This window comes from Paraburkholderia sp. BR10954 (assembly GCF_040965775.1).
Lineage (GTDB): Bacteria > Pseudomonadota > Gammaproteobacteria > Burkholderiales > Burkholderiaceae > Paraburkholderia > Paraburkholderia youngii.
Genome location: NZ_JBFRCK010000013.1, coordinates 128,416 through 150,123, shown reverse-complemented (window position 1 = coordinate 150,123; position 21,708 = coordinate 128,416). Strand labels below are relative to the sequence as shown.

The window sequence follows — 21,708 nt, the reverse complement described above, 5'->3', positions numbered from 1 at the left end:
CTAGGGGGCCGTTCGAGCTATCCGAAGCATGCTAACGGGCTGCGTCGCCGTCAGGCAGTCAACCCATCATCCTGGTATCGCTACTACCTCTTCCGACTAGTGGCCCGCGGGCGACGCGCTGTGCGACGTCTGCGGCGCGGCCGCCGCCGATGCCGCCGCATCCGACACCCCCGCCGCGCCGCCCGGCAGATCGGCCGGCTTCGTCGAACTCACCGCATCCGGATAGAGCTGCATCAGCACGCGCAGCACACCATTGGTCCAGCCAAAGCCGTCCTGTAGCGGATACTCGCCGCCGCCCGCCGACTTGTCGCTCGCGTCGACGTCGTACTTCTCGACCAGCTTGCCGGTGCGCTGGTAGTACGCGACGTTGGTGCGAATCCAGCGGGTCGCGATATCACGCGCTAGCTCCGGCTCGCTGTAGCGGCGCAGCCCGATCACCGCGAGGTACTGCAGCGGCGCCCAGCCGTTCGGTTCGTCCCACTGCTGTCCGGTATCGGTCCGCGTCGTCGCGAGACCGCCCGGGCGCAGCAGATCCCGCCGGATCGTCTGCGCCACTTCGCGCGCGTCGTTGCGTGTCGCGACGCCGGTGTAAAGCGGGTACACGGTCGCGGCAGTCAGCCGGTGCGTGAGCGTGCGGTGCACGAAGTCGTAGTCGGCGAAAGCGTGCAGTTGCGGGTCCCACAGCATCCGGCGGATCGCATCGGCTCGCACGCGGGCGCGTAGTTCGAGATTCTCCGCGTGGCCTGCGTCGCCGGTCACCCGGTAGGCTTTCGCGAGCGCGCGTTCGAGCTCCACCATCAGGCAGTTCAGGTCCACTGGCACGAGCGAGGTCACGTCGATGGTCGCGAGCGTCCTGCCGTCGGCGAACCAGCGCGAACTGAAATCCCAGCCGGTTTCGCCGCCCGCGCGCAGGTTGCGCCACAAATCCTGCGCGTCGCGTTGCGGTATCTGCTGCGCCGTCATCACATCCTCGCGGTACGACTCGTCGCGCGGCGCCGCGCGCTCGTCCCAGTAGCGATTGAGCAGCGTGCCGTCGGCGAGGCGCACCAGATGGCGCGCCGCGTTGCCGGGCGACAGATGATCGCTGCCCGCCATCCAGTACGCGTATTCACGGCGCAGCTCGGGCAGATAGCGGGCGTAGACCTGATCGCCCTCTTTGCGCGCGACGAGCTGCACCATCTGCGCGAAGAACGGCGGCTGCGAACGGCTCAGGTAATACGTGCGATTGCCGTTGGGGATATGGCCATAGCGGTCGATCAACGTCGAGAAGTTGTTCAGCTCGTCGTCGACGAGCGCGCGCTGGCCGCTCGCGTCGAGCCCCAGCAGAATGAAGTACGAGTCCCAGTAGTAGATCTCGTCGAAGCGGTCGCCCGGCACGATGTACGACGACGGTAGCGGCAACAGCGAAGCGTACGGGCTGGCGCTCGCATCCGGTTCGCGGCGCAGCACGCTCCACAGCGTATCGATGTGCGCGGTGACGCTTTCGTTCGGATCGGACACATAGCGCTTCGGCTCGCGAGCAGGCAGCGTGAAGCGCTGTTCGACGAATTGCTTCAGGTCGAAGCGCGGCTGAGCGCGCTGGCTGTCGTAGTCGGCGATGACTTGCGGAGGCGGCTCGTTTGGCGACATGTCGGCGAACGTCTTGCTGTCCGGGTACAGATGCGCTAGTTCGACGTCGCGATACAGCTCGCCATACAGCTCGGATGGCGGCGTCGGCACGACCGGCGACGGCTGCGCGTGATCCGTGTTGCCAACGCGCCCGGCCGCGGCGCTGCTCCCGGCATTCGCAGCGCCAGCCGATGCGGGCAGCGTAAGGACCGGCACGGCCGGCTGGGTCGGCGCGACCGTCGGCGCGGATTGCGCGGTGACGCTGCTGCTTGCGGCGAGCGCCAGCGCGGTGGCCACGGAGGCTAGAACGCAGCGGTACGGCCGCTCGCGGGAAGACCAAACGGGAAGATCGGAACGAAATGGCATCGGCGGACCCGTTGAGGACGACGCGGTGACGTCGACGTAGGCGGCCCGCCGCGCGTGCCGATCCTATGCTGCACGCTACCGCGGGGCTTCGAGAGGGTCTCGCTAGCAAATGCGGGGCCCGCTTCGCAAAACGATGTCGCGCGCAAGCGCTCTTTACCGAGTGCTAACCAGGTCCTTACCGAACTGCGCTCGAAGCATGAGCCTTCATCGGGCCGCGCGGTCCGGCGCCGGCTTGCGGCCCGCTCATTCTAGGCGGAAACCGCCGTTAGCCTCCGGTCGCGAATCCTAATGACGCCGCCTTCGCGCGAAGATTCGCGAAGCGGTCCGCCGTCGGGTTGATCGCCCGCTTTTGCGACTGATCGACCGCCGATAGGGAACTCGACGGCGAAGGCACGACCGCCCCCAGGCAGGTTCCGCCGAACGGCCCCTGGACGACCGTGAACGCGGGAGCGTCGGTGCGGGGCGCGCCGTTGAAATCGAGCGCGTAAGCGAGATTGAAGGTCGCCCGATCGCCGCCGCGCACGCCGAGCGGCTGCAAGCCGAAGCGCCATTGCAATAGCGCGTGAATCGAGCTGGGGTCGAACGGATAGCGCGTGATCGAACCCGCGCGCACGCGGGGGCCCAGCAGCGCGAGCGGCACGCGAAAGCCGAGCTTGCCGTCGTTGCCGAGCGTGAGCTCGTTGTTGCTGATCGGCCTGGTGGGCGGCACCACGTGCTCGAGAAACCCGCCCCATTCGTCGTAGACGACGATCATCAGCGTGCGGCTCCACGTCGGGCTCGTGCGCAGCGCCTCGTAGACCTGCGCGAGAAACGCCTCGCCGTCGCGGATGTCGGCATGTGGATGATCGTCGGAGGAAACGCCTTCCGGCTCGCCCGTAAATGACGGATCGACCATGCAGAATGGCGGCAGCGTCCCCGCCGCGGCATTCACGAGGAAATCCGCAAACGGGCGCGAAATGCCGACATACCGTGTGCCATAAAGCGCCGTGATCGGCACGTCGTGGTAGTAGTAGCGAGCGTCGACATCGGCGTCGCTCAGCTTGTCCCAGATCGTCGCGAGCGACGACGTGTCGGCGCTGTCGTCGAGCCGGTCCGTTGCGCCGCTGTGCAGATAGAGGCGATTGGGAAACGTGCTGGTGAGGATGCCGCTGAAGTAAAAGTCGCCGATCGTGTAACTGCTGGCCACGGCGTTGAAAAATTGCAGGTCGGCCTGCGTGTAGAAGCCGATAGGCAGCAGGTCGCCCCGGCTCAGGCTCGTGCCCGGCGTGAGCAGCCAGCCATTCATCGCACCCGATGCCAGTTGCGTGCGTGCCCCCGAAAAGCTGTGATTGGGGTCCAGGAAGGCGCACGCCTGATAGCCGTACGCGGCATTCGCCGCGAGCGAAAACGGCGTTTGCGTCGCGCCGAACGCGTCCTTGAATTGCCGGTTCGCGGGCATGCCCTCGGCGCCCGGCACCCAGCCGAGGAAATGGTCGAACGAACGATTTTCCATCGTGACCAGCACGATGAAGTCGATGCCCGAGCTGGCCGGCGCGGGCAACGCCGGGCGCGGCAGGCTATAGCGGTCGGCCGCGTTGGGCGCCGGAATGTCGGTAATCGAGGGCGCGGGGTCGCCGCCTCCTCCGCGCGTTAAGTCGTCTCCGCCCGATCCGCCACCGCAACCCGATAGCGCAACGCTGCCGGCCACCGCGGCTACGCCAGCAAGAAAGCGGCGGCGGTCGTGTGCATGAGTCTTGTGAGTCTCGTCGCCCATCACACGCCTCCTGATTGGCTGCGGCGCGGGCATTCGTCCATGCCTGCCTGCCGCGAAGCAACACGCGCGCGCCGATTGGAGCGGCGGTTGGCCGTTGGCAGCAAGTTTCGAACCCGAGGGATTGGCGGGCCGTTGCGAAGTGGCGATGTCCAACGAATGACTTCAAAGGCAGATGAGGCCTTGTCCGCCTAGATCTCCACGCGCGCGCCGACTTCGATCACCCGATTGGCCGGCAATTTGAAGAAAGCCGCGATATTGCCCACGTTGTGCAGCATCACCGCGAACAGCCGCTCGCGCCATAGCGCCATGCCGTGGACGCGTTTGGGCACGACAGCCGCGCGGCTCAGGAACCAGGATGTGTCGTCCAGGTTGAACGTGAGTTCCGGCGACTTGTAGGCGGCCAGCGTGCGCGGCAAGTCCACTTCGTCCTTGAAGCCGTAATTCACCGTTGCGTGCCAGCAACCCGCGCACAGCGGCCTGATCTGCACGCGCTCGCTGTCGGCCACCCTCGGCACGCTTTTCGTGATTACGCTCAGGAAGACCGTGCGCTCATGCAGCACACGGTTGTGCCGCAGGTTGTTGACGAGCGCGTGCGGCACCGCTTCGGCGTCCGGCGTCAGGAAGATCGCCGTGCCGCCCACACGCGTCGGCGAACTTTCGAGCAGCGCGGTGAGGTACTGTTTGAGCGGCGTCTTTCCCGCCCGCGCGCGCGCTTCGGCCAGCATCATCTCCCAGCCGCGTCCCCACGTCGCCATGATCGTGAACATGATCGCGCCGACCACGAGCGGGAACCAGCCGCCATCGACGATCTTGAGCAGATTCGCCGAGAAGAACAGTGCGTCGATCACGAAGAAGAACGAGGTGGAGAGCACGCACAGCAGCCAGTTGTAGCGCCACGCGTAACGCACGACGAAGAACGTCAGGAACGTGGTGATCAGCATCGTACCGGTCACGGCGATGCCATACGCGGCCCCGAGCGCCGTGGACGAGCGGAAGCCCAACACCGCCGCGACCACGGCGATCAGCAGAATCCAGTTGATGCCGGGCACGTAGATTTGCCCGATCTCGCGCTCCGACGTATGTACGATGTTCATGCGCGGCAGGAAGGAAAGCTGCATGGCCTGCATCGTCATCGAATAGGTACCCGAAATAACGGCTTGCGACGCGATCACGGTGGCGATCGTCGCCAGCACGATCATCGGCACGATGGCCCACTGCGGGAACAGTCGGTAGAACGGGTTTTGCACCGCGCCCGGGTTCGCCAGCAGCAGCGCGCCCTGGCCCAGATAGTTCAGCGCGAGCGCGGGAAAAACGACGCCGAACCACGTAACACGGATGGGCCGCTTACCGAAATGGCCCATGTCGGCGTAGAGCGCCTCGGCGCCCGTCAGCGACAGCACCACCGCGCCGAGCGCGACGAACGCCAGCCAGCGGTGATGCATGACCAGGCGGAAACCTTCCAGCGGATTGAGCGCGTACAGCACGACCGGCGTGGCTATGATGTTCGCGACGCCCGCCGCGCCGATCACGACGAACCAGAGCACCATCACTGGCCCGAACACGGCGCCGATGCCGCCCGTGCCGTGCTTTTGCGTGACGAACAGGACGATCAGCGCGGCGAGTGTCACCGGAACCACATAGGTCTTGAGCCCGGGCTCGACGACTTCGAGCCCTTCCACGGCGCTCAGCACGGATATGGCCGGCGTGATCACGCTATCGCCGAAGAACAGCGCCGCGCCCATCACCCCCACCACGAGGAGCCCGCGACGCAAGCGCGGCCGCGACGCGACCGACGACGCCGCGAGCGCGAGCAACGCCATGATCCCGCCTTCGCCGTGATTATTCGCCCGCAGGATCAGGACGACGTACTTCAGCGAAACGACGATCATCAGCGACCAGAAAATCAGCGAAACGATGCCGACGATATTGAAAGCATTGAGCGTGAGACCGTTGGCGGGATCGAACACGGTGGCGAGCGTATAGAGCGGGCTCGTGCCGATGTCGCCATAGACCACGCCGAGCGCGGCCAGCGCGAGCGCTGGAAGAGCCGGTGAGGCGTCGCCGTGGCCTTCCTTCCCCGACGCGGCGGTTGCGGAATGTGCCATGTCTCCCTCCTCCTACGAATCGCGCGTGAGCCGTGATGGCCGAGCCGCGGGTTCGCTTCGATTCTTTCGTTTCGTTGACGTGAATTCGTCTTGGTCGTGCGCACTGGATCGTGCCAGTGCGCTAGAGAAGTATAGAAATTTCCGGCGAAAATGCGCTTTGCGCAGCAGTCACGCATCTGGCCGACGCCGTCGCTCCGTCCACTGTCAGCTCAACGTCAGGTAGAACGGCGCAAGTGTCAGCAGACCGCCTCGTCCGTCCGCCTCGAAGGTGCCGTGCCGGCGTGCTCTCCGAGTTCCATGATTTCCACGAGCCGCTGCTGGTAGTGCTCCGGCAAATACTCCGCGAGTGAATAGCTTCTGCCCTTGTCCGCCAGATGTATCGCGAGTCGATCCAGTGCCAGTTCGAGGCTCTGAGGCTCCGACCGAAATTTGATCTTGTTGCCCACCGCGTCAGCGGTCGTCGCCATGCTGCCGCCGTCGTGGACGAGGGCAGGCAAGCCGAGCATGGCTGCCTCGATAATGACGAGCGGCGCATTCTCGGCTCCCAACGATGGCACGACGACCGCGTCGGCAAATCGCCGCATCCGCGCAAACAATTCCTCTTGCGGCAGTCTGCCGAAAAAAACCAGTTTGCCGCGCTCGATCAGCGACGCGAAGCGCTGCTCCATCGCACGACGATCCGGACCGTCCCCGTAGACTCCTAATACGTCAATACGATGAAAGTTCACGCTCTCTGCGAGTTCGATAAATTCCGCGAGTCCCTTTTCCTGTGAAATCCTGCCGACAAAGGCAAGCCTGAATCTCTGCTTGCCAGCAACACGCGAAGGCTGAAACGCGACCGGTACTGAAGAGGGATTAAAAAACGACTCTCGTATTCGTGATGCCACTGCGATGCAGCGCTTCTTCCATGAAGGCGCTTGGACAAACGATCGTCTCGAAGATCCGCGTGGCAGGGAATGCCTCGCGTACTGCGTGCCAGTAACACTTCGTCATCAAGTCGTGCAGAAGACCTTTCGTCGTCGACCGACGGGTCAACGCCGCACGCAGATTGCTGATAAACAACTTCCGCTCCGCCCATCGACGCATAATCGTTTATTACCAATACCCTGCAGCGCTTCATGTTCAGGCCCGCTGTTGGTGCACATCTCACGACACCGAGTACATGCATGATGGTGGTTAATTCGTCGGGAATTTTATGAAGTCATTTTCGACGACTGTGTGTGAGAGCGCACCAAGCAAGTAACCGTTCTTTTACTGCGTCTTACAGGCCGGGGGGATTAGAAGTGCTATTACGCCGCGAAAGCTGCGGATGAAAAATTGATCGGAGATATCTATTGCGGTATCGACGGTACCTGGGTTGCGTGGCCGCGGTTTCCTGACCCGCATCGACGACACAACGGCGGCCACCCTCAGCCAGGGTTTCCCCTCCTTCAGCACATCAAAACTTGTCCTACTATCAAGCAGTTAAAACTAACTAACTCATCAGTTAGTCCGGTGTCCATGCCGCAAGTCGCCCGTTCCAGAATGGGTCGTCGTCCTCATCCGCAGGACTTCGACGCACGCGAACATCTGCTCGATGTCGCGGTGGCGCTGTTCGCCGAGCGCGGGATCGCCAACACGACGGTGGCGCAAATCGCGGCGGCGAGCGGCGTGACGTCCGCGATGGTGCACTACTGGTTCCAGACCCGCGAAAAGCTACTCGACGCGTTGTTCGAGGAAAAGCTGGTCGCCGCGTTCGGCGCCATCTGGGACCCGGTCGATGCCGAACGCGACGATCCGCTCGCGCTGACGCAAGGCATCGTCAAACGCATGTTCGACGTCACCGAGGCCATGCCGTGGCTGCCTTCGCTATGGCTGCGCGAAATCATCAACGAAGGCGGCCTGCTGCGCGAGCGCGCGTTTGCGCATATCCCCGTGCAAAAGGTCGCCGCGTTCGGTCAGAACATCGCACGCGGTTGCGCGTCGGGTCAGTTGAATGCGCAGCTCGAACCGTTGCTGCTGTTCAACTCGGTGCTCGCGCTCGTGATGCTGCCGCAGGCAACCGCCAGGATCTGGCAGCGCCTGAATCCGCGCAGCTCGTTCGATCGCGCGACGCTCGAACGCCACGTCGTCGCACTGCTCACGCAGGGCATGAGCGCAACCACGGCGGTCAAGACCAGCGCCAGGGCAAGGAGCCGGGCGACGTCCACCGCACGCCGAGCGATAGGAAAGCCGTCATGATTCCGTCCGCCCGCTCATCCACACGTGTCGCGTTGCTTGCGCTGTGCATCGCGTGCGGGAGCTGTTCGCAACAACCGGCGAACACATGGCAAGGCTATGTGGAAGGCGAGTTCCTGTACCTCGCGTCTTCGCAGGCGGGCCAGTTGACCGAGCTCGCGGTCTCGCGCGGGCAGACCGTCGCGCAGAACACGCCGCTGTTCGCGCTCGAAGCGCAGAACGAAACCGACGCCGTGGCGCAGGCCAACGAGCAATTGCGCTCGGCCCGCGCCCAGCTCGCCGACCTCGGAACCGGCAAGCGTCCGCCGGAAGTCAACGTGACGCGCGCGCAACTCGTGCAGGCCGAAGCCGATGCGGCGCGCGCCGCGACCCAGTTCCGCCGCGACCAACAGCAATTCGACGCCGGCGGCATCGCGCAAAGCCAGCTCGACGACTCGCGCGCGAGCGCGCTGTCGAGCGCCGCGCACGTGCGCGAGTTGCAAAGTCAGCTCGCCGTCGCGCGTCTGCCGGGACGGATCGAGCAGATCCGCGCACAGCAGGCGCAAGTCGACGCCGCGCAGGCCCAACTCGGCCAGGCCCAATGGAAGCTCGATCAGAAAAGCGTGCACGCGCCGCACGCGGGCCTCGTGTTCGACACGATGTTTCGCAGCGGCGAATGGGTGCCGGCGGGCAGCCCCGTCGTGCGCATGTTGCCGCCGGAAAACGTCAAGGTGCGCTTCTTCGTGCCGCAGGGAGTGGTCGGTTCGCTCGCGCCGGGCCGTCGCGTATCGATTCATTGCGACGGGTGCGCCGCCGATGTGCCGGCCGTGCTCAGCTTCATCTCGGACCAGGCGGAGTACACGCCGCCAGTGATTTTCAGCAACGAAAGCCGCGCGAAGCTCGTGTTCATGGTCGAAGCCAGACCGCAAACCGCCGATGCGCCGAAGCTGCGGCCCGGCCAGCCCGTCACGGTCACGCTGCAATGAGTGCGCCCGCGCCGCCCCCCGCCAACGCCAGCGACCCCGTGTACGCGATCGATGTGCACGGGCTGAACAAGCATTTCGGCACCAAGCACGTGGTCAATGACGTGACGATGCAGGTGCAGCGCGGCGAGATCTTCGGCTTTCTCGGCCCGAACGGCAGCGGCAAGACTACCTGCATCCGCATGATGTGCGGACTGCTGACGCCGGACTCCGGCAGCGGCACCTGTCTCGGCTACGACATCGTGCGGGACAGCGCGCAGATCAAACGCCGCACCGGCTACATGACGCAGCGCTTCTCCTATTGGGAAGATCTGTCGATCCGCGAAAACCTCGACTTCGTCGCGCGCATCTACGAGATGAAGAACCGCCGCGAGGCGGTGGATCGCGCGCTCGAACAGCTTGGCCTGCAAAGCCGTGAGAAGCAGTTGGCCGGCGCACTATCGGGCGGATGGAAGCAGCGTCTCGCGCTGGCCGCGTGCATGCTCCATGAACCGGAACTGCTGCTGCTCGACGAGCCGACCGCCGGTGTCGATCCGAGCGCGCGCCGCGACTTCTGGGAAGAGCTGCACCGCCTCGCGGCGCGCGGCATCTCGGTACTCGTCAGCACGCACTATATGGACGAAGCGGAACGCTGCCACAAGCTCGCCTATATCGCGTACGGCAAGCTGCTCGCGCAGGGTACGTCCAAACAGGTGATCGACTCGCAAGGGCTCGTGACGTGGGCCGTGTACGGCCAGAATCTCGTCGAGCTCGGCGACCGGCTGCGCAGCTCGCCCGGCGTCGAGCAGACGGTCGCTTTCGGTTCGTCGCTGCACGTGAGCGGGCCCGACACGCCCGAACTCCACGCGAGCATCGACCAGTTGGAACGCTCGAACTCCACGCTACGAATCGAAAGACAGGAAACCGGCCTCGAGGACGTGTTCATCTTCATGATGAACCGCTCGACCGACAACTATGCAACGCCTTCCGCGGGCAAAGCATCGTGAATTCCGCGCGCCGACTTCCGCGCTTTTCGCTGATGCGTTGGTGGAGCATCGTGCGCAAGGAGTTTTTGCAGCTGAAGCGCGACCGCATCACGTTTGCGATGATGATCGTGCTGCCGATCATGCAGATGGCGCTGTTCGGCTTCGCGATCAATACCGACCCGAAGCATCTGCCGACCGCCGTCATCGCCGCCGATCACAGCGAGTTCACGCGCAGCTTCCTGATGGCGATGCGCAACTCCGATTACTTCGACATCGTCTCGACGCTGCCCGATGAAGAGTCCGGCCGCCGCGCGCTCGCGCAAGGCAAGGTGCTGTTCGTGCTGAATATTCCGGTCGGGTTCACCCGCGAGCTGGCCAAAGGCGCGCGGCCCTCGCTGCTCGTCGAAGCCGACGCGACGGACCCGATGGCGGTGGGCACCGCGCTCGGCGCATTGCCGTCGATCACGCAGTCGGTACTGCAGAAGGACCTCACGGGTCCGCTGTCGCCGCTCGCGGTCGGCCCCACCGCTTTCGATGTCCAATTGCACCGGCTCTACAACCCCGAAAGCATCACCCAGTACAACGTGGTGCCGGGCCTGATGGGCGTGATCCTGACGATGACGATGGTGATGATGACGGGCCTCGCGATCACGCGCGAACGCGAGCGCGGCACGATGGAAAATCTGCTGGCTACGCCCGTCCTGCCGCTCGAAGTGATGACCGGCAAGATCGTGCCTTATGTGGCGATCGGTCTGGTGCAGGTCAGCATCATTCTCGCGGCCGCTCGCTTCGTGTTCAACGTGCCGTTCGAAGGTGGTCTGATCGCGCTGTATCTGTCCGCGCTATTGTTCGTCGCGGCCAATCTGACGATCGGCATTACGTTGTCGTCACTCGCGCAGAATCAGTTGCAGGCCATGCAGCTGACGATGTTCTATTTTCTGCCCAACATCCTGCTGTCGGGGTTCATGTTCCCGTTCGCGGGCATGCCGAAGTGGGCGCAGTACATCGGCAACCTGTTGCCGCTCACCTACTTCAACCGGCTCGTGCGCGGCATCCTGCTAAAAGGCGTCGGGTGGGCCGACATGTGGCCGCATGTGTGGCCGCTGCTGATCTTTCTGTTCGTCGTGATGGGCGTTGCCGTGAAGTTCTATCGACGCACGCTCGATTGAGGAAGGCCTGCAATGCGTTCCGCCCCTCGCTTTCGTGACGTGGTTTTTCATCGCGCGGCTTGTTTATCCGTCACGCGTCGGCTCGCCGCCTGCGGCGCAAGCGCGGCATTGTGCGCGTGCACCGTCGGCCCCGATTTCCATCGGCCCGATGTGACCGGCGTGTCGAGCTATACCGCCGCGCCGCTTGCGGCAAGCACGGTCGCCGCCGATGGTCCCGGCGGCGCCGCGCAACACTTCGTGCCGACCGAGGTGCCCGGCGACGGCTGGTGGCGCGCGTTCGGCTCGCCGGCGCTGAACGCGCTGGTGCAGCAGGCGCTCGACGACAGCCTGACCCTCGCGCAAGCCCGCGCGAAACTCGACGAAGCGCAGCAGGACTACCGCGCGCAGGCGGGCGGCACGCTGTGGCCGCAGGTCGATGCGAACCTGTCGACTACGCGCGAGAGGATCGATCCCGAAGCGCTGGGCTTCGGCCAGCTGACGCAAGGCCGCGCGTTTGCGCCGTTCACGCTGTACAGCGCGCAAGTCACCGTGTCGTACACGCTCGATCTGTTCGGCGCGGATCGCCGCGCGCTCGAAGCGGTGGCCGCGCAGGTCGACTATCAGCAATACGAGCTGGAAGCCGCGCGTTTGACGGTCGCGGGCAATGTGGTGACGGCGGCGATCCGGCGCGCGTCGCTCGCGCGACAGATCGCACTCACAGAAGCGCTGCTCGCGAATCAGATGCAGCAACTCGATATCGCCGAACACCGCTATCACGCGGGCGGCATCTCCGAGGTCGATCTGCTGAGTCAGCGCACGCTCGTGCAGCAGACCCGCGCGACGTTACCGCCGTTGCGCACGCAGCTTGCACAGACCGATCATCAGCTCGCGATCTATCTGGGACGCGCGCCAGCGGAATTGGCCACCACGCACGACCTTGCCGCGCTCGACCTCGATACGCTCGTGCTGCCCGCCGACCTGCCGCTGACCTTGCCGTCGACGCTCGCGCAGCAGCGGCCCGACATTCGCGCGTCCGAGGCGTTGTTGCATCAGGCGAGCGCGAACCTCGGCGTCGCGACCGCGAACCTGTATCCGCGTATAACGCTGTCAGGCAGCGCGGCGACCGAACGCGTCAACGTGTCCGATCTGCTGACGGGTTTCAACGTGTGGAATTTCGGCGCGGGTCTCACGCAGCCGCTGTTTCATGGCGGTGAACTGCTGGCGCGCAAGCATTCGTCCGAGGCGGCCTACCAGGCGGCGCTCGCCGTGTACAAGCAAACCGTGCTGGAGGGACTGCAACAGGTCGCCGACGCGCTGCGCGCGCTCGATCAGGATGCGATTGCGTTGCAGGCGCTCGATGCCGCGCAGCGCAGCGCGCAGCACAGCGCCGGTATTGCGAGTCAGCGTTATGCGGCGGGCGGCATCAGCCAATTGACGCTGCTCGATACGCAGCGCCAGCAATTGCAGACCGGACTCGATCGCACCAAAGCCGCCGCGCAGCGTTATGCCGATACCGCCGCGCTGTTTGAGGCGCTCGGGGCGCGGCCTTGAGTTACCGCTTCGTCATTGGTTTGCCGACGTCTCGCGCCGCACCTTGTTCAGCACGAGGTAGGCGAACGAGCCGATCACGATGCCCCAGAACGCGGAGCCGAGCCCGAGGAAGGTCATACCGGATGCGGTCGCGAGAAACGTGATGACCGAGGCCTCGCGATGGTCTTCGTCCTGGATCGCGCCCATCACGTTCGACGTGATCGCACCGATCAACGCGAGGCCCGCCAGAATCGCGACGAATTCCTTCGGCAGCATCGTGAACAGCGCGACGATCGCACCGGCGAAGGTCCCACCGATCAGATAGAACACGCCGTTGGCGATGCCGGCGATATAGCGCTTGTCCGGGTCGTCGTGCGCGTCCTTGCCGGTGCACAGCGCCGCCGTGATCGCGGCGATCACGATCGTGATGCCGCCGAAAAACGCCACGCCGATCGACGCGATGCTAGTCGCTGTGATGATCGGCCGGGCCGGCGTGTGATAGCCGGACACGCGCAGAATCGCCATGCCCGGCAGGAACTGGCCGGTCAGACTGACGACGACGAGCGGCAGCGCAAGACTCAGCGTCGAGCTCAGCGTCCATTCGGGTTGGATGAAGATCGGCCGCGTGACTTGCAGCGGCAGCGCGCCGAGGTGCGCGGCGCCGAGCGCGATGGCGAGCACCGTGCCCGTCAGCAACACCAACACGATGCAATAGCGCGGCAGCACGCGCCTGAAGACGATGTACGCACCGATCATGCCGAACGCCAGCGCCGGCATCGACGCGGCCGCCTTGAACGCATGAGTGCCGAACTGCAGCAGAATGCCGGCCATCATCCCGCAGGCGATGCCCTTCGGAATGCTGCGCACCATGCGATCGAAATAACCCGATATGCCGATCAGCAGAATGATCACGGCCGCGCTCAGATACGCGCCCACCGCCTGATGCAGCGTCAACGCGGGGAACAGTCCGACCAGCAGCGCGGTGCCGGGCGCGGACCACGCGGTCACGACCGGCACCTTCAGCTTCCAGCTCGCGAAGATGCCGGAGACGGCCGGGCCGATCGAGATGCCCCATACCCACGACGCGACCATCTCGTTGGGCATGTGGGCCGCTTGCGCGGCCTGGAAGAAGATCACGAGCGGGCCCGCGTACGAGATCAGCACGGCCAGAAAGCCGGCCACGATGGCGGACACGGACCAGTCGGCCGCAATGGCGCGCGTGGTAGGCGCCTGGCTAGGGGTGGGATTCATCGTCGATGTGGGTCGTGGCGGCCCGCTGTTGGTGACACGCGCCGGGCGGCGCATGTCACCGCGAGTGACCGCGAATCACCGCATGTCACCATCCGGCAGCGGAGTCATTGCGGGCCGATAGTATGAAGGACAATCGCCGCGCGGCCTATCGGCGTCGTTCGGCCCGCCGCTTGCTAGCCCTGATCGCCGCCGCCGACCGGCAGCACGGTGCCGGTGATATACGACGCTTCGTCGGAAGCGAGGAACAGGATCGCGCCGACCTGTTCGTCGATCGTGCCGTAGCGATGCATCAGGCTCGACGCGATCGTCTGATTGACGATGCCCTGATACCACGTCGCTTCCTGCTCGCTTTGCGGTGCGGTATTGCGCGGCACGCGGCGCGGCGGCGCTTCGGTGCCGCCGGTCGCGACCGCGTTGATGCGGATGCCGTGTTCGGCATGCTCCAATGCGAGGCTCGCAGTCAGCGCATTGACGCCGCCTTTCGACGCCGCGTACGGCACGCGATAAATACTGCGCGTCGCAATCGACGACACGTTGACGATCGCGCCGCTCGCGCGCTCGAGCATCGCGGGCAACACCGCGTGGCAGCACCACAGCGTCGGGAACAGCGAACGCCGCACCTCGGCCTCGATCTGCTCCGCTTCATACTCCTCGTACGGCTTCGCCCAGATCGTGCCGCCGACATTGTTGACGAGCGCGTCGATGCGGCCGAACGTATCGATCGCGAAGGCCGTCATCGCAGTCGCGCCCGCATAGGTTTCGAGGTCGGCGATGAACGCGCGCGCGTCGCCGCCGGCGCGCGCAATCTCTTCGGCCACCTCGTGCACGATCGGCGAACGGTCCACCAGCACCACCGCCGCGCCCTCGCGCGCCGCGCGCAGCGCGACGCCGCGGCCGATGCCTTGGCCCGCGCCGGTCACGACGAGCACCTTGTCCTTGAAGCGATCGGTAAAGGTCGAGGTCATGCTACGTTGCTCGCCGAGAATTTTTCGTAGTAGAAGTTCGCGGGCTCGACGCTGCTGTCGCGCAGCCAGCCCTGCACCGCTTCGACCATCGCGACCGGGCCGCACAGGTAGACGTCGACGTCGCCGCTATTGAGCCATTCGCTGTCGACGTGCGCGGTCACGTAGCCTTTGCGCTCGTGGCTGCTCGCGGCATCGACGACACAGGTGCGGTAGCTGAAATTCGGCAGCGTGCGCTGCGCTTGTTCGAGCTGTTCGAGCGCGACCAGGTCGATGTCGTGGGTCACGCCGTACACGAGGCGCACCGGCTGCGTGTTGCCGCCCGCCTTTAGCACGTCGAGCATCGACAGGAACGGCGCGATGCCGGTGCCGCCCGCGAGGAACAGCACCGGGCGCTGCGGATCGCGCAGATAGAAGCTGCCATACGGACCCGTGAAGCCGATCCACTGACCCGGCTGCGCATCGCGGCTCAGGAAGCCGCTCATCTTGCCATCCGGCACGTTGCGCACGACGAACGCCGCGCGCGTCGCGCCCGGCGCCGAGCTGAACGAATACGACCGGCTCTCGCCGCTCGCGCCCGGAATCTCGACGTTCACGTATTGCCCCGCGAGAAAGCTCGGCGCGCTCGCGCCGTCGATATCGATCGAGAAATGGATCGTCGAATCCGACAGCCGTTCGACCGCCGCGAGCGTGCCTTCGAAACGCGACACCCCGGTCTTGCACGCCGCCGACGACGCCTGCACGCGAATCACCAGATCCGAGCGCGGCCGCGTCTGGCACGCGAGGATATAGCCCTTGCCCGCTTCTTCGGGGGTCAACGCATCTTCGACGTAGCTCTCCTCGGGCATGTCGTACGCGCCCGATTCGCACAGTCCGCGGCAGGTGCCGCACGCGCCTTCGCGGCAGTCGAGCGGAATGTTGATCTTCTGCCGGTACGCGGCATCCGACAGCGTTTCGTTCTCACGGCAGCTGATGAAGCGCGTGACGCCGTCTTCGAATTGAAGTGCAATAGTGTGTTCCATGACCTGTCTCCTGCAACCGCACCGGCTAGATGTGGTAGATGTCGATGACCTGATTGATGTAGTCGTTCTTCAGCACGACGTACTTGCTCAGGATTTGCGGCTCGGCGCCGTTGAAGTCGATCACGTAGCGCGACATGCCGAAGTAGCTGTAGTTGGTCTTGTAGCGATGGCTCAGCGTGTGCCAGTTGAAGCGCACCGTGTACACGCCGCTCTCCGCGCTCTCCACTTCGACGTTCGCGACGTTGTGGCTCGTGCGCGTATCGGGCATCGTCGCGCTGGAACGCTCGGTCTTGATGCGAAACACGCGGTCTTCGAGGCCTTGGCGGTTCGGGTAATAGATCAGCGAAATCTCGCGCTGCGGATCGGTGACGAGCTTGTCCTCGTCGTCCCACGACGGCATCCAGAACGACGCGTCCGGGTGATAGCAGGCGAGCCATTCGTCCCATTGCTCGTCGTCGAGCAGGCGGCTTTCGCGGAACAGGAAAGCCTGAATATCGGTGATGGCGATGTTGCTCATGCGCGGCTCCCCGGCGCGTTCAGCGCCTTTTTCATCGTGTCGATCCAGTAGCGGTGCTGCACCGTGTAGAGGCCTTCGTCTTCGGTTTTCACGCCGCTCATCACGGGGTTCAGGCCGATCTTTTGCGCGGCTTCGTCGGCGCCGTCGATCCAGTGCTTCGAACCGCGGCACATGTCGTTCCATTCGACCGCGCGGGCCGCGTAGCCCAACTGGCAGGCGCGGAATTCCTCCAGGTCATCGGGCGTGGCCATGCCGCTCACGTTGAAGAAGTCTTCGTATTGACGGATGCGGCGCGAGCGCGCTTCGTCGGACTCGCCCTTCGGCGCGATGCAGTAGATCGTCACCTCGGTCTTGTTGACCGACAGCGGCCGCAGCACGCGAATCTGGGAGCCGAACTGGTCCATCAGATACACGTTCGGGTAGAGGCACAGGTTGCGCGAGTTCTGGATCATCCAGTCAGCGCGCTCGGCGCCGCAGCGCGCGGCGAATTCCTCGCGGCGGCTGAAGTTCGGACGGTCTTCGGGATTCGCCCAGCGCGTCCACAGCAGCATGTGGCCGTGCTCGAACGCGTAGAAGCCGCCGCCCTGACGGCCCCAGCTGCCCGCATCCATCGCGCGGATCTTGTCTTCGCGCGCGTTTTCTTCCTTGCGATGATTGGTCGTCGCCGCGTAGTTCCAGTGCACGGCCGACACGTGATAACCGTCCGCGCCGTTTTCCGCGGTCAGCTTCCAGTTGCCTTCATACGTGTAGGTCGACGAGCCGCGCAGCACTTCGAGTCCGTCTTCCGACTGGTCGACGATCATGTCGATGATGAGCGCCGCCTCGCCGAGGAACGTCTCGAGCGGCGGCACGTCATCGCTCAGGCTGCCGAACAGGAAGCCGCGATAGTTGCCGAAGCGCGCGAGCTTCTTCAGATCGTGCGAGCCTTCCTTGTTGAAGCAGTCGGGATAGCCCGCTTCCGACGGGTCTTTGACCTTCAGCAGCTTGCCGCTGTTGTTGAAGGTCCAGCCGTGAAACGGGCACGTATAGGTGGCCTTGTTGCCGCGCTTGTGGCGGCACAGCATCGCGCCGCGGTGCGTGCACGAATTGATGAACGCGTTCAGCTCGCCCTGACGGTTGCGCGCGATCACGACCGGCTGCCGGCCCATGTAGGTCGTGAAATAGTCGTTGTTGTTCGGAATCTGGCTTTCGTGCGCGAGATAAATCCAGTTGCCCTCGAAAATGTGCTGCATTTCGAGTTCGAACAAACGCTCGTCGGTAAACGCGCTGCGATGCAGGCGGTAATCGCCGCGCTCGCGGTCTTCGACGAGAAAGTCGTCGATATTCTTCAATTGTGGAGTGTGATCCGGGTAGATCGGAATCATGCGTGTCTCCTGGTACGGACTGTCGGTATGCGTGCGAAGCACGCGTGTAGGGAGCGGCCTGCCTGCCGCGAGGCCGGCTGGCCGATTGGTCTTTCACGTCGGGGAGTGGAGGCGGTGCGCCTCCGGGGGCTGCGTCAGGTCGCGGCGCGCAAGGGCTCGACCTTCGGCACGAGAGGCGGGATATCGGTGGACAACCCTTTCGGCAGGGTTTCGATTTCAGCGTGTTTCACTGCTGCTCCTGAACTCTTTCTAAGTCTTGGATCCCATGCGCGAGGATTCGCCTGCGCCGTCTCCGTGGGGCCGACCGACGCTTCAGACCGGGCCGAGTTGTCAATGCTCGGGAGGTATAATTTTGCGGGGCGTCTACGGTAACTGAAGGATAGTTGCGCGCCATTTGCATCGTCCAACACTGATTTAGTATCGCGACGATACTTAGAAGGTATTTTTATGGAATTGCGCCACCTGCGCTACTTCGTGGCCGTTGCCGAGGAATGCAACTTCACCAAGGCCGCCAAACGTCTGCATATTGCGCAGCCGCCTTTGAGCCGGCAGATCCAGCAGCTCGAAGACACGCTCGGCGTGCAGCTGTTCGAGCGCAACTCGCGGCCGCTGAAGCTGACCGAGGCGGGCCGCTTTTTCTATTCGCACGCGGTGCAGCTGCTCGCGCAAACGACGGAAATCGAGGCGATGACGCGGCGCGTCGGCAAGATCGAGCGGAGTTTGTCCGTGGGCTTCGTCGGCTCGACGCTGTACGGCATGCTGCCGAAAATCATCCGGCGCTTTCGTACCGAGAACAGCACGGTCGAGCTGAGCCTGCACGAGATGTCGACGATGGATCAGATCAAGGCGCTCAAGGAAGGCCGCATCGACGTCGGCTTCGGCCGCATTCGTCACGAAGACCCGAGCATCCGGCGCGTCGTGCTGCGCGAAGAACGGATGATCGTCGCGCTGCCGCTCGGCCATCCGCTGATCGACGCGAAGCCGGTGCTGTCAATGCACGACCTGACCAGCGAAACGCTGATCATCTTTCCGAAGGCGCCTCGGCCCAGTTACGCGGACCAGGTGCTGGCCGCGTTTCACGATCGCGGGCTGAAGCCGCAGCGGCTCTACGAGACGCGCGAGTTGCAGATCGCGCTCGGCCTCGTCGCCGCGGGCGAAGGCATCTCGATCGTGCCGGCGAGCGTGTACGGCTTGCAGCGCGGCGACATCGCCTATAAGGACCTCGACGATGAGAACCTCGTGTCGCCGATCATCATGAGCATGCGCATGCTCGACGAATCGGCCGACATTCAGCGCATGCAGGAACTGATCTACGCGCTGTACAACGAACAGCACATGACCTATCTACCGCCTTCGCATCAGTAGCGCGGATCGCGCGGTTCGCGGCTAGACGTCCATGCGGGCGTCGCCGTAACGAAGTTGTATGGACAAGCTCGTGGCCACGGTATAGACCGCGGGTATACGCGAAAATTACGGCTGAGCCCGCAGCCTTTCAATCGGCCTGAAAAGCTTGTCTGCAAAGGCATTTGCTCCTATTCTCCGTCTCCCCTCCTGGGTGCGCGTAAGCACTAACCCTGATTGCCGCTCATCGGCCGTACGGGATAATTTGTCTATACAACATCGCACTCGTTGCATCCCTCCCGGAGACTTTGATGAAGAAACTTGCCTTGTCCCTCGCCCTCGCGCTCGCTGCCACCGGCGCTTTCGCCAAAGATTGGTCCACAGTCCGCTTCGGTGTGGATGCGAGCTATGCGCCGTTCGAATCGAAAGCGACCGATGGCAAGCTGGTCGGCTTCGACGTCGATCTCGGCACCGAAATCTGCCGTCGTCTGAATGCGAAGTGCGTGTGGGTCGAGCAGGACTTCGACAGCATGATTCCGGCACTGAAGGCGAAGAAGTTCGACGGCGTGCTGTCGTCGATGTCGATGACGCCGAAACGTGCTGAACAGATCGCTTTCTCGTCGAAGCTGTTCAACACGCCGACACGACTCGTCGCAAAGAAGGGCTCGGGTATCGTGCCGACCGCTGAATCGCTGAAGGGCAAGACGGTGGGCGTCGAACAGGGCACGATCCAGGAAACCTACGCGAAGACCTATTGGGAGGCGAAGGGCGTAAAGGTCGTGCCGTATCAGAACCAGGACGCGGTCTACACCGACCTGCAGTCGGGCCGTCTGGACGCGGCGTTGCAAGACGCGGTACAGGCTGACCAGGGCTTCCTGAAGACGCCGCGCGGCGCGGACTTCGCCTTCGTCGGGCAGAACATCGACGATCCGAAGATCCTCGGCAACGGCGCGGGCATCGGCATGCGCAAGGAAGACGAAGACCTGAAGATCAAGGTCGACAAGGCGATCGCCGACATGATCAAGGACGGCACGTACAAGAAGATCGAGCAGAAGTACTTCGACTTCGACGTGTACGGCGGCTAAGCCCGCGCGCAACACCACGGGCCCGCTCCACCCGATCGCCAGGCCCCGCGCGTATGCGCGCGGGTCGCTCCTTCAACAAGGACACTCCCATGCTGTTTCAAGGCTTCGGTCCGCTGCTCCTCGCGGGCACGTGGGTAACCATCAAGCTCGCGGTGCTGTCGCTCGCGGCGTCGTTCGCGCTGGGACTTCTCGGCGCCGCCGCGAAGCTGTCGACCAACCGCGTGCTTTCGCGCATCGGCACGATGTACACGACGCTGATCCGCGCCGTGCCCGACCTCGTGCTGATGCTGTTGCTGTTCTACAGCATCCAGATCTGGCTCAATGAGCTGACCGACATGTTCAGCATGGAGCAGATCGACATCGATCCGTTTCTCGCCGGCGTGATCACGCTGGGCTTCATTTACGGCGCGTACTTCACCGAAACCTTCCGCGGCGCGTTTCTGTCGGTGCCGCGCGGGCAGATCGAAGCGGGCTTCGCGTACGGCATGAGCGCGCGCCGAGTGTTCACCCGCATTCTGTTCCCGCAGATGATGCGCTTCGCGCTGCCCGGCATCGGCAACAACTGGCAGGTGCTCGTGAAGGCCACCGCGCTCGTGTCGATCATCGGTCTCGCGGACGTCGTGAAGGCATCGCAGGACGCCGGCAAGAGCACCCAGTCGTTCTTCTTCTTCACGCTGGCGACCGGAGCCATCTACCTCGCCATCACCACCATTTCGAACCTGGTATTGATCCGCCTCGAGAAGCGCTACTCGATCGGCGTACGGAGGGCCGCGCTGTGATCGAACTGATCCGTCAATACTGGCAGAACTACATTTTCACGGATGGCTTCAACTACACCGGCCTCGTCATCACGCTGTGGTTGCTGGTTGCGTCGATCGTGCTCGGTTTCGTGCTGGCCGTTCCGCTCGCGATCGCCCGCGCGTCGCGCAACCGTTACATCTGCGGGCCCGTCTGGCTTTTCACCTACGTGTTTCGCGGCACGCCGTTGTACGTTCAACTGCTGCTGATCTACACGGGGCTCTACAGTCTGCATTTCGTCCATTCGCACGCGATGCTCGACAGCTTCTTTCGCAATGCGATGAACTGCACGCTGCTCGCGTTCGCGCTGAATGAATGCGCGTACGCCACCGAGATCTTCGCGGGCGCGATCCGCGAGACCTCGCACGGTGAGATCGAGGCGGCCCAGGCTTACGGCATGTCGAAGTTCAAGCTGTATACGCGCATCATCCTGCCGTCGGCGCTGCGCCGGGCCCTGCCCTCGTACAGCAACGAGGTGATTCTGATGCTGCACGCGACCACGCTCGCGTTCACGGCGACCGTCCCCGACATTCTGAAAGTGGCGCGCGACGTAAACTCCGCGACCTACGCGACGTTCCAGGCGTACAGCATCGCGGCGATCCTGTATGCGGCGATCGTGTTCACGCTGATCTGGGGCTTCCGCAAGATGGAAATCCGTTTGCTGGCTTATCTGAAACCGCAAGGGCATTGAAGCGCATTCGCGCCATGATGGAG

18 protein-coding genes are annotated in these 21,708 nt (G+C 64.0%); 9 read left to right on the top strand and 9 right to left on the bottom strand.

All coding sequences use genetic code 11. The annotated features are described in order from the left end of the window. Positions 1-96: 96 nt before the first annotated feature. From treA to AB4Y34_RS19640, 4 genes are all read right to left on the bottom strand, one after another. Complete coding sequence (gene treA, locus AB4Y34_RS19655) at positions 97-1,905, bottom strand: alpha,alpha-trehalase TreA (protein ID WP_368716923.1); 1,809 nt, start codon at positions 1,903-1,905, stop codon at positions 97-99. A 334-nt stretch (positions 1,906-2,239) separates the two neighbouring features. After that, the gene (locus AB4Y34_RS19650) at positions 2,240-3,727 is read right to left on the bottom strand and encodes an alkaline phosphatase family protein (protein ID WP_368716922.1); all 1,488 of its coding nucleotides are present in this window, start codon (positions 3,725-3,727) and stop codon (positions 2,240-2,242) included. A 188-nt stretch (positions 3,728-3,915) separates the two neighbouring features. Continuing rightward, entirely contained in the window at positions 3,916-5,832 is a 1,917-nt protein-coding gene (locus AB4Y34_RS19645; RefSeq protein WP_368716921.1) for a potassium transporter Kup, read from the bottom strand. 236 nt (positions 5,833-6,068) lie between these two features. Beyond that, positions 6,069-6,719: a glycosyltransferase gene (locus AB4Y34_RS19640; protein WP_368716920.1), complete on the bottom strand. Its 651-nt coding sequence runs from the start codon at positions 6,717-6,719 to the stop codon at positions 6,069-6,071. 637 nt (positions 6,720-7,356) lie between these two features. Between AB4Y34_RS19640 and AB4Y34_RS19635 the strand changes: the two genes are divergently transcribed. The 5 genes from AB4Y34_RS19635 to AB4Y34_RS19615 are packed head-to-tail and all read left to right on the top strand — an operon-like array spanning position 7,357 to position 12,675. Continuing rightward, complete coding sequence (locus AB4Y34_RS19635; protein WP_368716919.1) at positions 7,357-8,052, top strand: TetR/AcrR family transcriptional regulator; 696 nt, start codon at positions 7,357-7,359, stop codon at positions 8,050-8,052. Beyond that, the gene (locus AB4Y34_RS19630; RefSeq protein ID WP_176378465.1) at positions 8,049-9,014 is read left to right on the top strand and encodes an HlyD family secretion protein; all 966 of its coding nucleotides are present in this window, start codon (positions 8,049-8,051) and stop codon (positions 9,012-9,014) included. The genes AB4Y34_RS19635 and AB4Y34_RS19630 overlap by 4 nt, the downstream gene beginning before the upstream one ends. Continuing rightward, positions 9,011-9,997, top strand: coding sequence for an ABC transporter ATP-binding protein (locus AB4Y34_RS19625; RefSeq protein WP_368716918.1), 987 nt, complete (start codon positions 9,011-9,013; stop codon positions 9,995-9,997). Before AB4Y34_RS19630 ends, AB4Y34_RS19625 begins: the two co-directional genes overlap by 4 nt. Before the next feature lie 32 nt (positions 9,998-10,029). Beyond that, positions 10,030-11,145 carry an ABC transporter permease gene (locus AB4Y34_RS19620; RefSeq protein ID WP_176378610.1) on the top strand — a complete coding sequence of 372 codons (1,116 nt, stop codon included), beginning with the start codon at positions 10,030-10,032 and terminating at the stop codon, positions 11,143-11,145. 12 nt (positions 11,146-11,157) lie between these two features. After that, positions 11,158-12,675, top strand: a complete 1,518-nt coding sequence (locus AB4Y34_RS19615; RefSeq protein WP_368716917.1) for an efflux transporter outer membrane subunit — start codon at positions 11,158-11,160, stop codon at positions 12,673-12,675. A 12-nt stretch (positions 12,676-12,687) separates the two neighbouring features. On the opposite strand, the gene AB4Y34_RS19610 is transcribed toward AB4Y34_RS19615, so the two are convergent. From AB4Y34_RS19610 to benA, 5 genes are all read right to left on the bottom strand, one after another. Further along, on the bottom strand, positions 12,688-13,905 hold the full coding sequence (locus tag AB4Y34_RS19610; protein WP_368716916.1) for a benzoate/H(+) symporter BenE family transporter: 1,218 nt from the start codon (positions 13,903-13,905) through the stop codon (positions 12,688-12,690). A 173-nt stretch (positions 13,906-14,078) separates the two neighbouring features. Then, positions 14,079-14,870, bottom strand: coding sequence for a 1,6-dihydroxycyclohexa-2,4-diene-1-carboxylate dehydrogenase (locus AB4Y34_RS19605; protein WP_368716915.1), 792 nt, complete (start codon positions 14,868-14,870; stop codon positions 14,079-14,081). Then, positions 14,867-15,889: a benzoate 1,2-dioxygenase electron transfer component BenC gene (gene benC, locus AB4Y34_RS19600; protein WP_368716914.1), complete on the bottom strand. Its 1,023-nt coding sequence runs from the start codon at positions 15,887-15,889 to the stop codon at positions 14,867-14,869. Before benC ends, AB4Y34_RS19605 begins: the two co-directional genes overlap by 4 nt. A gap of 25 nt (positions 15,890-15,914) precedes the next feature. Further along, positions 15,915-16,406, bottom strand: a complete 492-nt coding sequence (gene benB, locus AB4Y34_RS19595) for a benzoate 1,2-dioxygenase small subunit (RefSeq protein ID WP_176111472.1) — start codon at positions 16,404-16,406, stop codon at positions 15,915-15,917. After that, positions 16,403-17,770, bottom strand: a complete 1,368-nt coding sequence (benA, locus tag AB4Y34_RS19590) for a benzoate 1,2-dioxygenase large subunit (protein ID WP_176111473.1) — start codon at positions 17,768-17,770, stop codon at positions 16,403-16,405. The genes benB and benA overlap by 4 nt, the downstream gene beginning before the upstream one ends. A gap of 447 nt (positions 17,771-18,217) precedes the next feature. Between benA and AB4Y34_RS19585 the strand changes: the two genes are divergently transcribed. The 4 genes from AB4Y34_RS19585 to AB4Y34_RS19570 all read left to right on the top strand — a co-directional run bounded on the left by AB4Y34_RS19585 (position 18,218) and on the right by AB4Y34_RS19570 (position 21,685). Beyond that, positions 18,218-19,135: a LysR family transcriptional regulator gene (locus AB4Y34_RS19585; protein ID WP_176111474.1), complete on the top strand. Its 918-nt coding sequence runs from the start codon at positions 18,218-18,220 to the stop codon at positions 19,133-19,135. 287 nt (positions 19,136-19,422) lie between these two features. Continuing rightward, entirely contained in the window at positions 19,423-20,196 is a 774-nt protein-coding gene (locus AB4Y34_RS19580; protein ID WP_368716913.1) for an ABC transporter substrate-binding protein, read from the top strand. 89 nt (positions 20,197-20,285) lie between these two features. Next, entirely contained in the window at positions 20,286-20,975 is a 690-nt protein-coding gene (locus AB4Y34_RS19575; RefSeq protein WP_018434772.1) for an ABC transporter permease, read from the top strand. Further along, entirely contained in the window at positions 20,972-21,685 is a 714-nt protein-coding gene (locus AB4Y34_RS19570; protein WP_368716912.1) for an ABC transporter permease, read from the top strand. The genes AB4Y34_RS19575 and AB4Y34_RS19570 overlap by 4 nt, the downstream gene beginning before the upstream one ends. Positions 21,686-21,708: the final 23 nt, after the last annotated feature.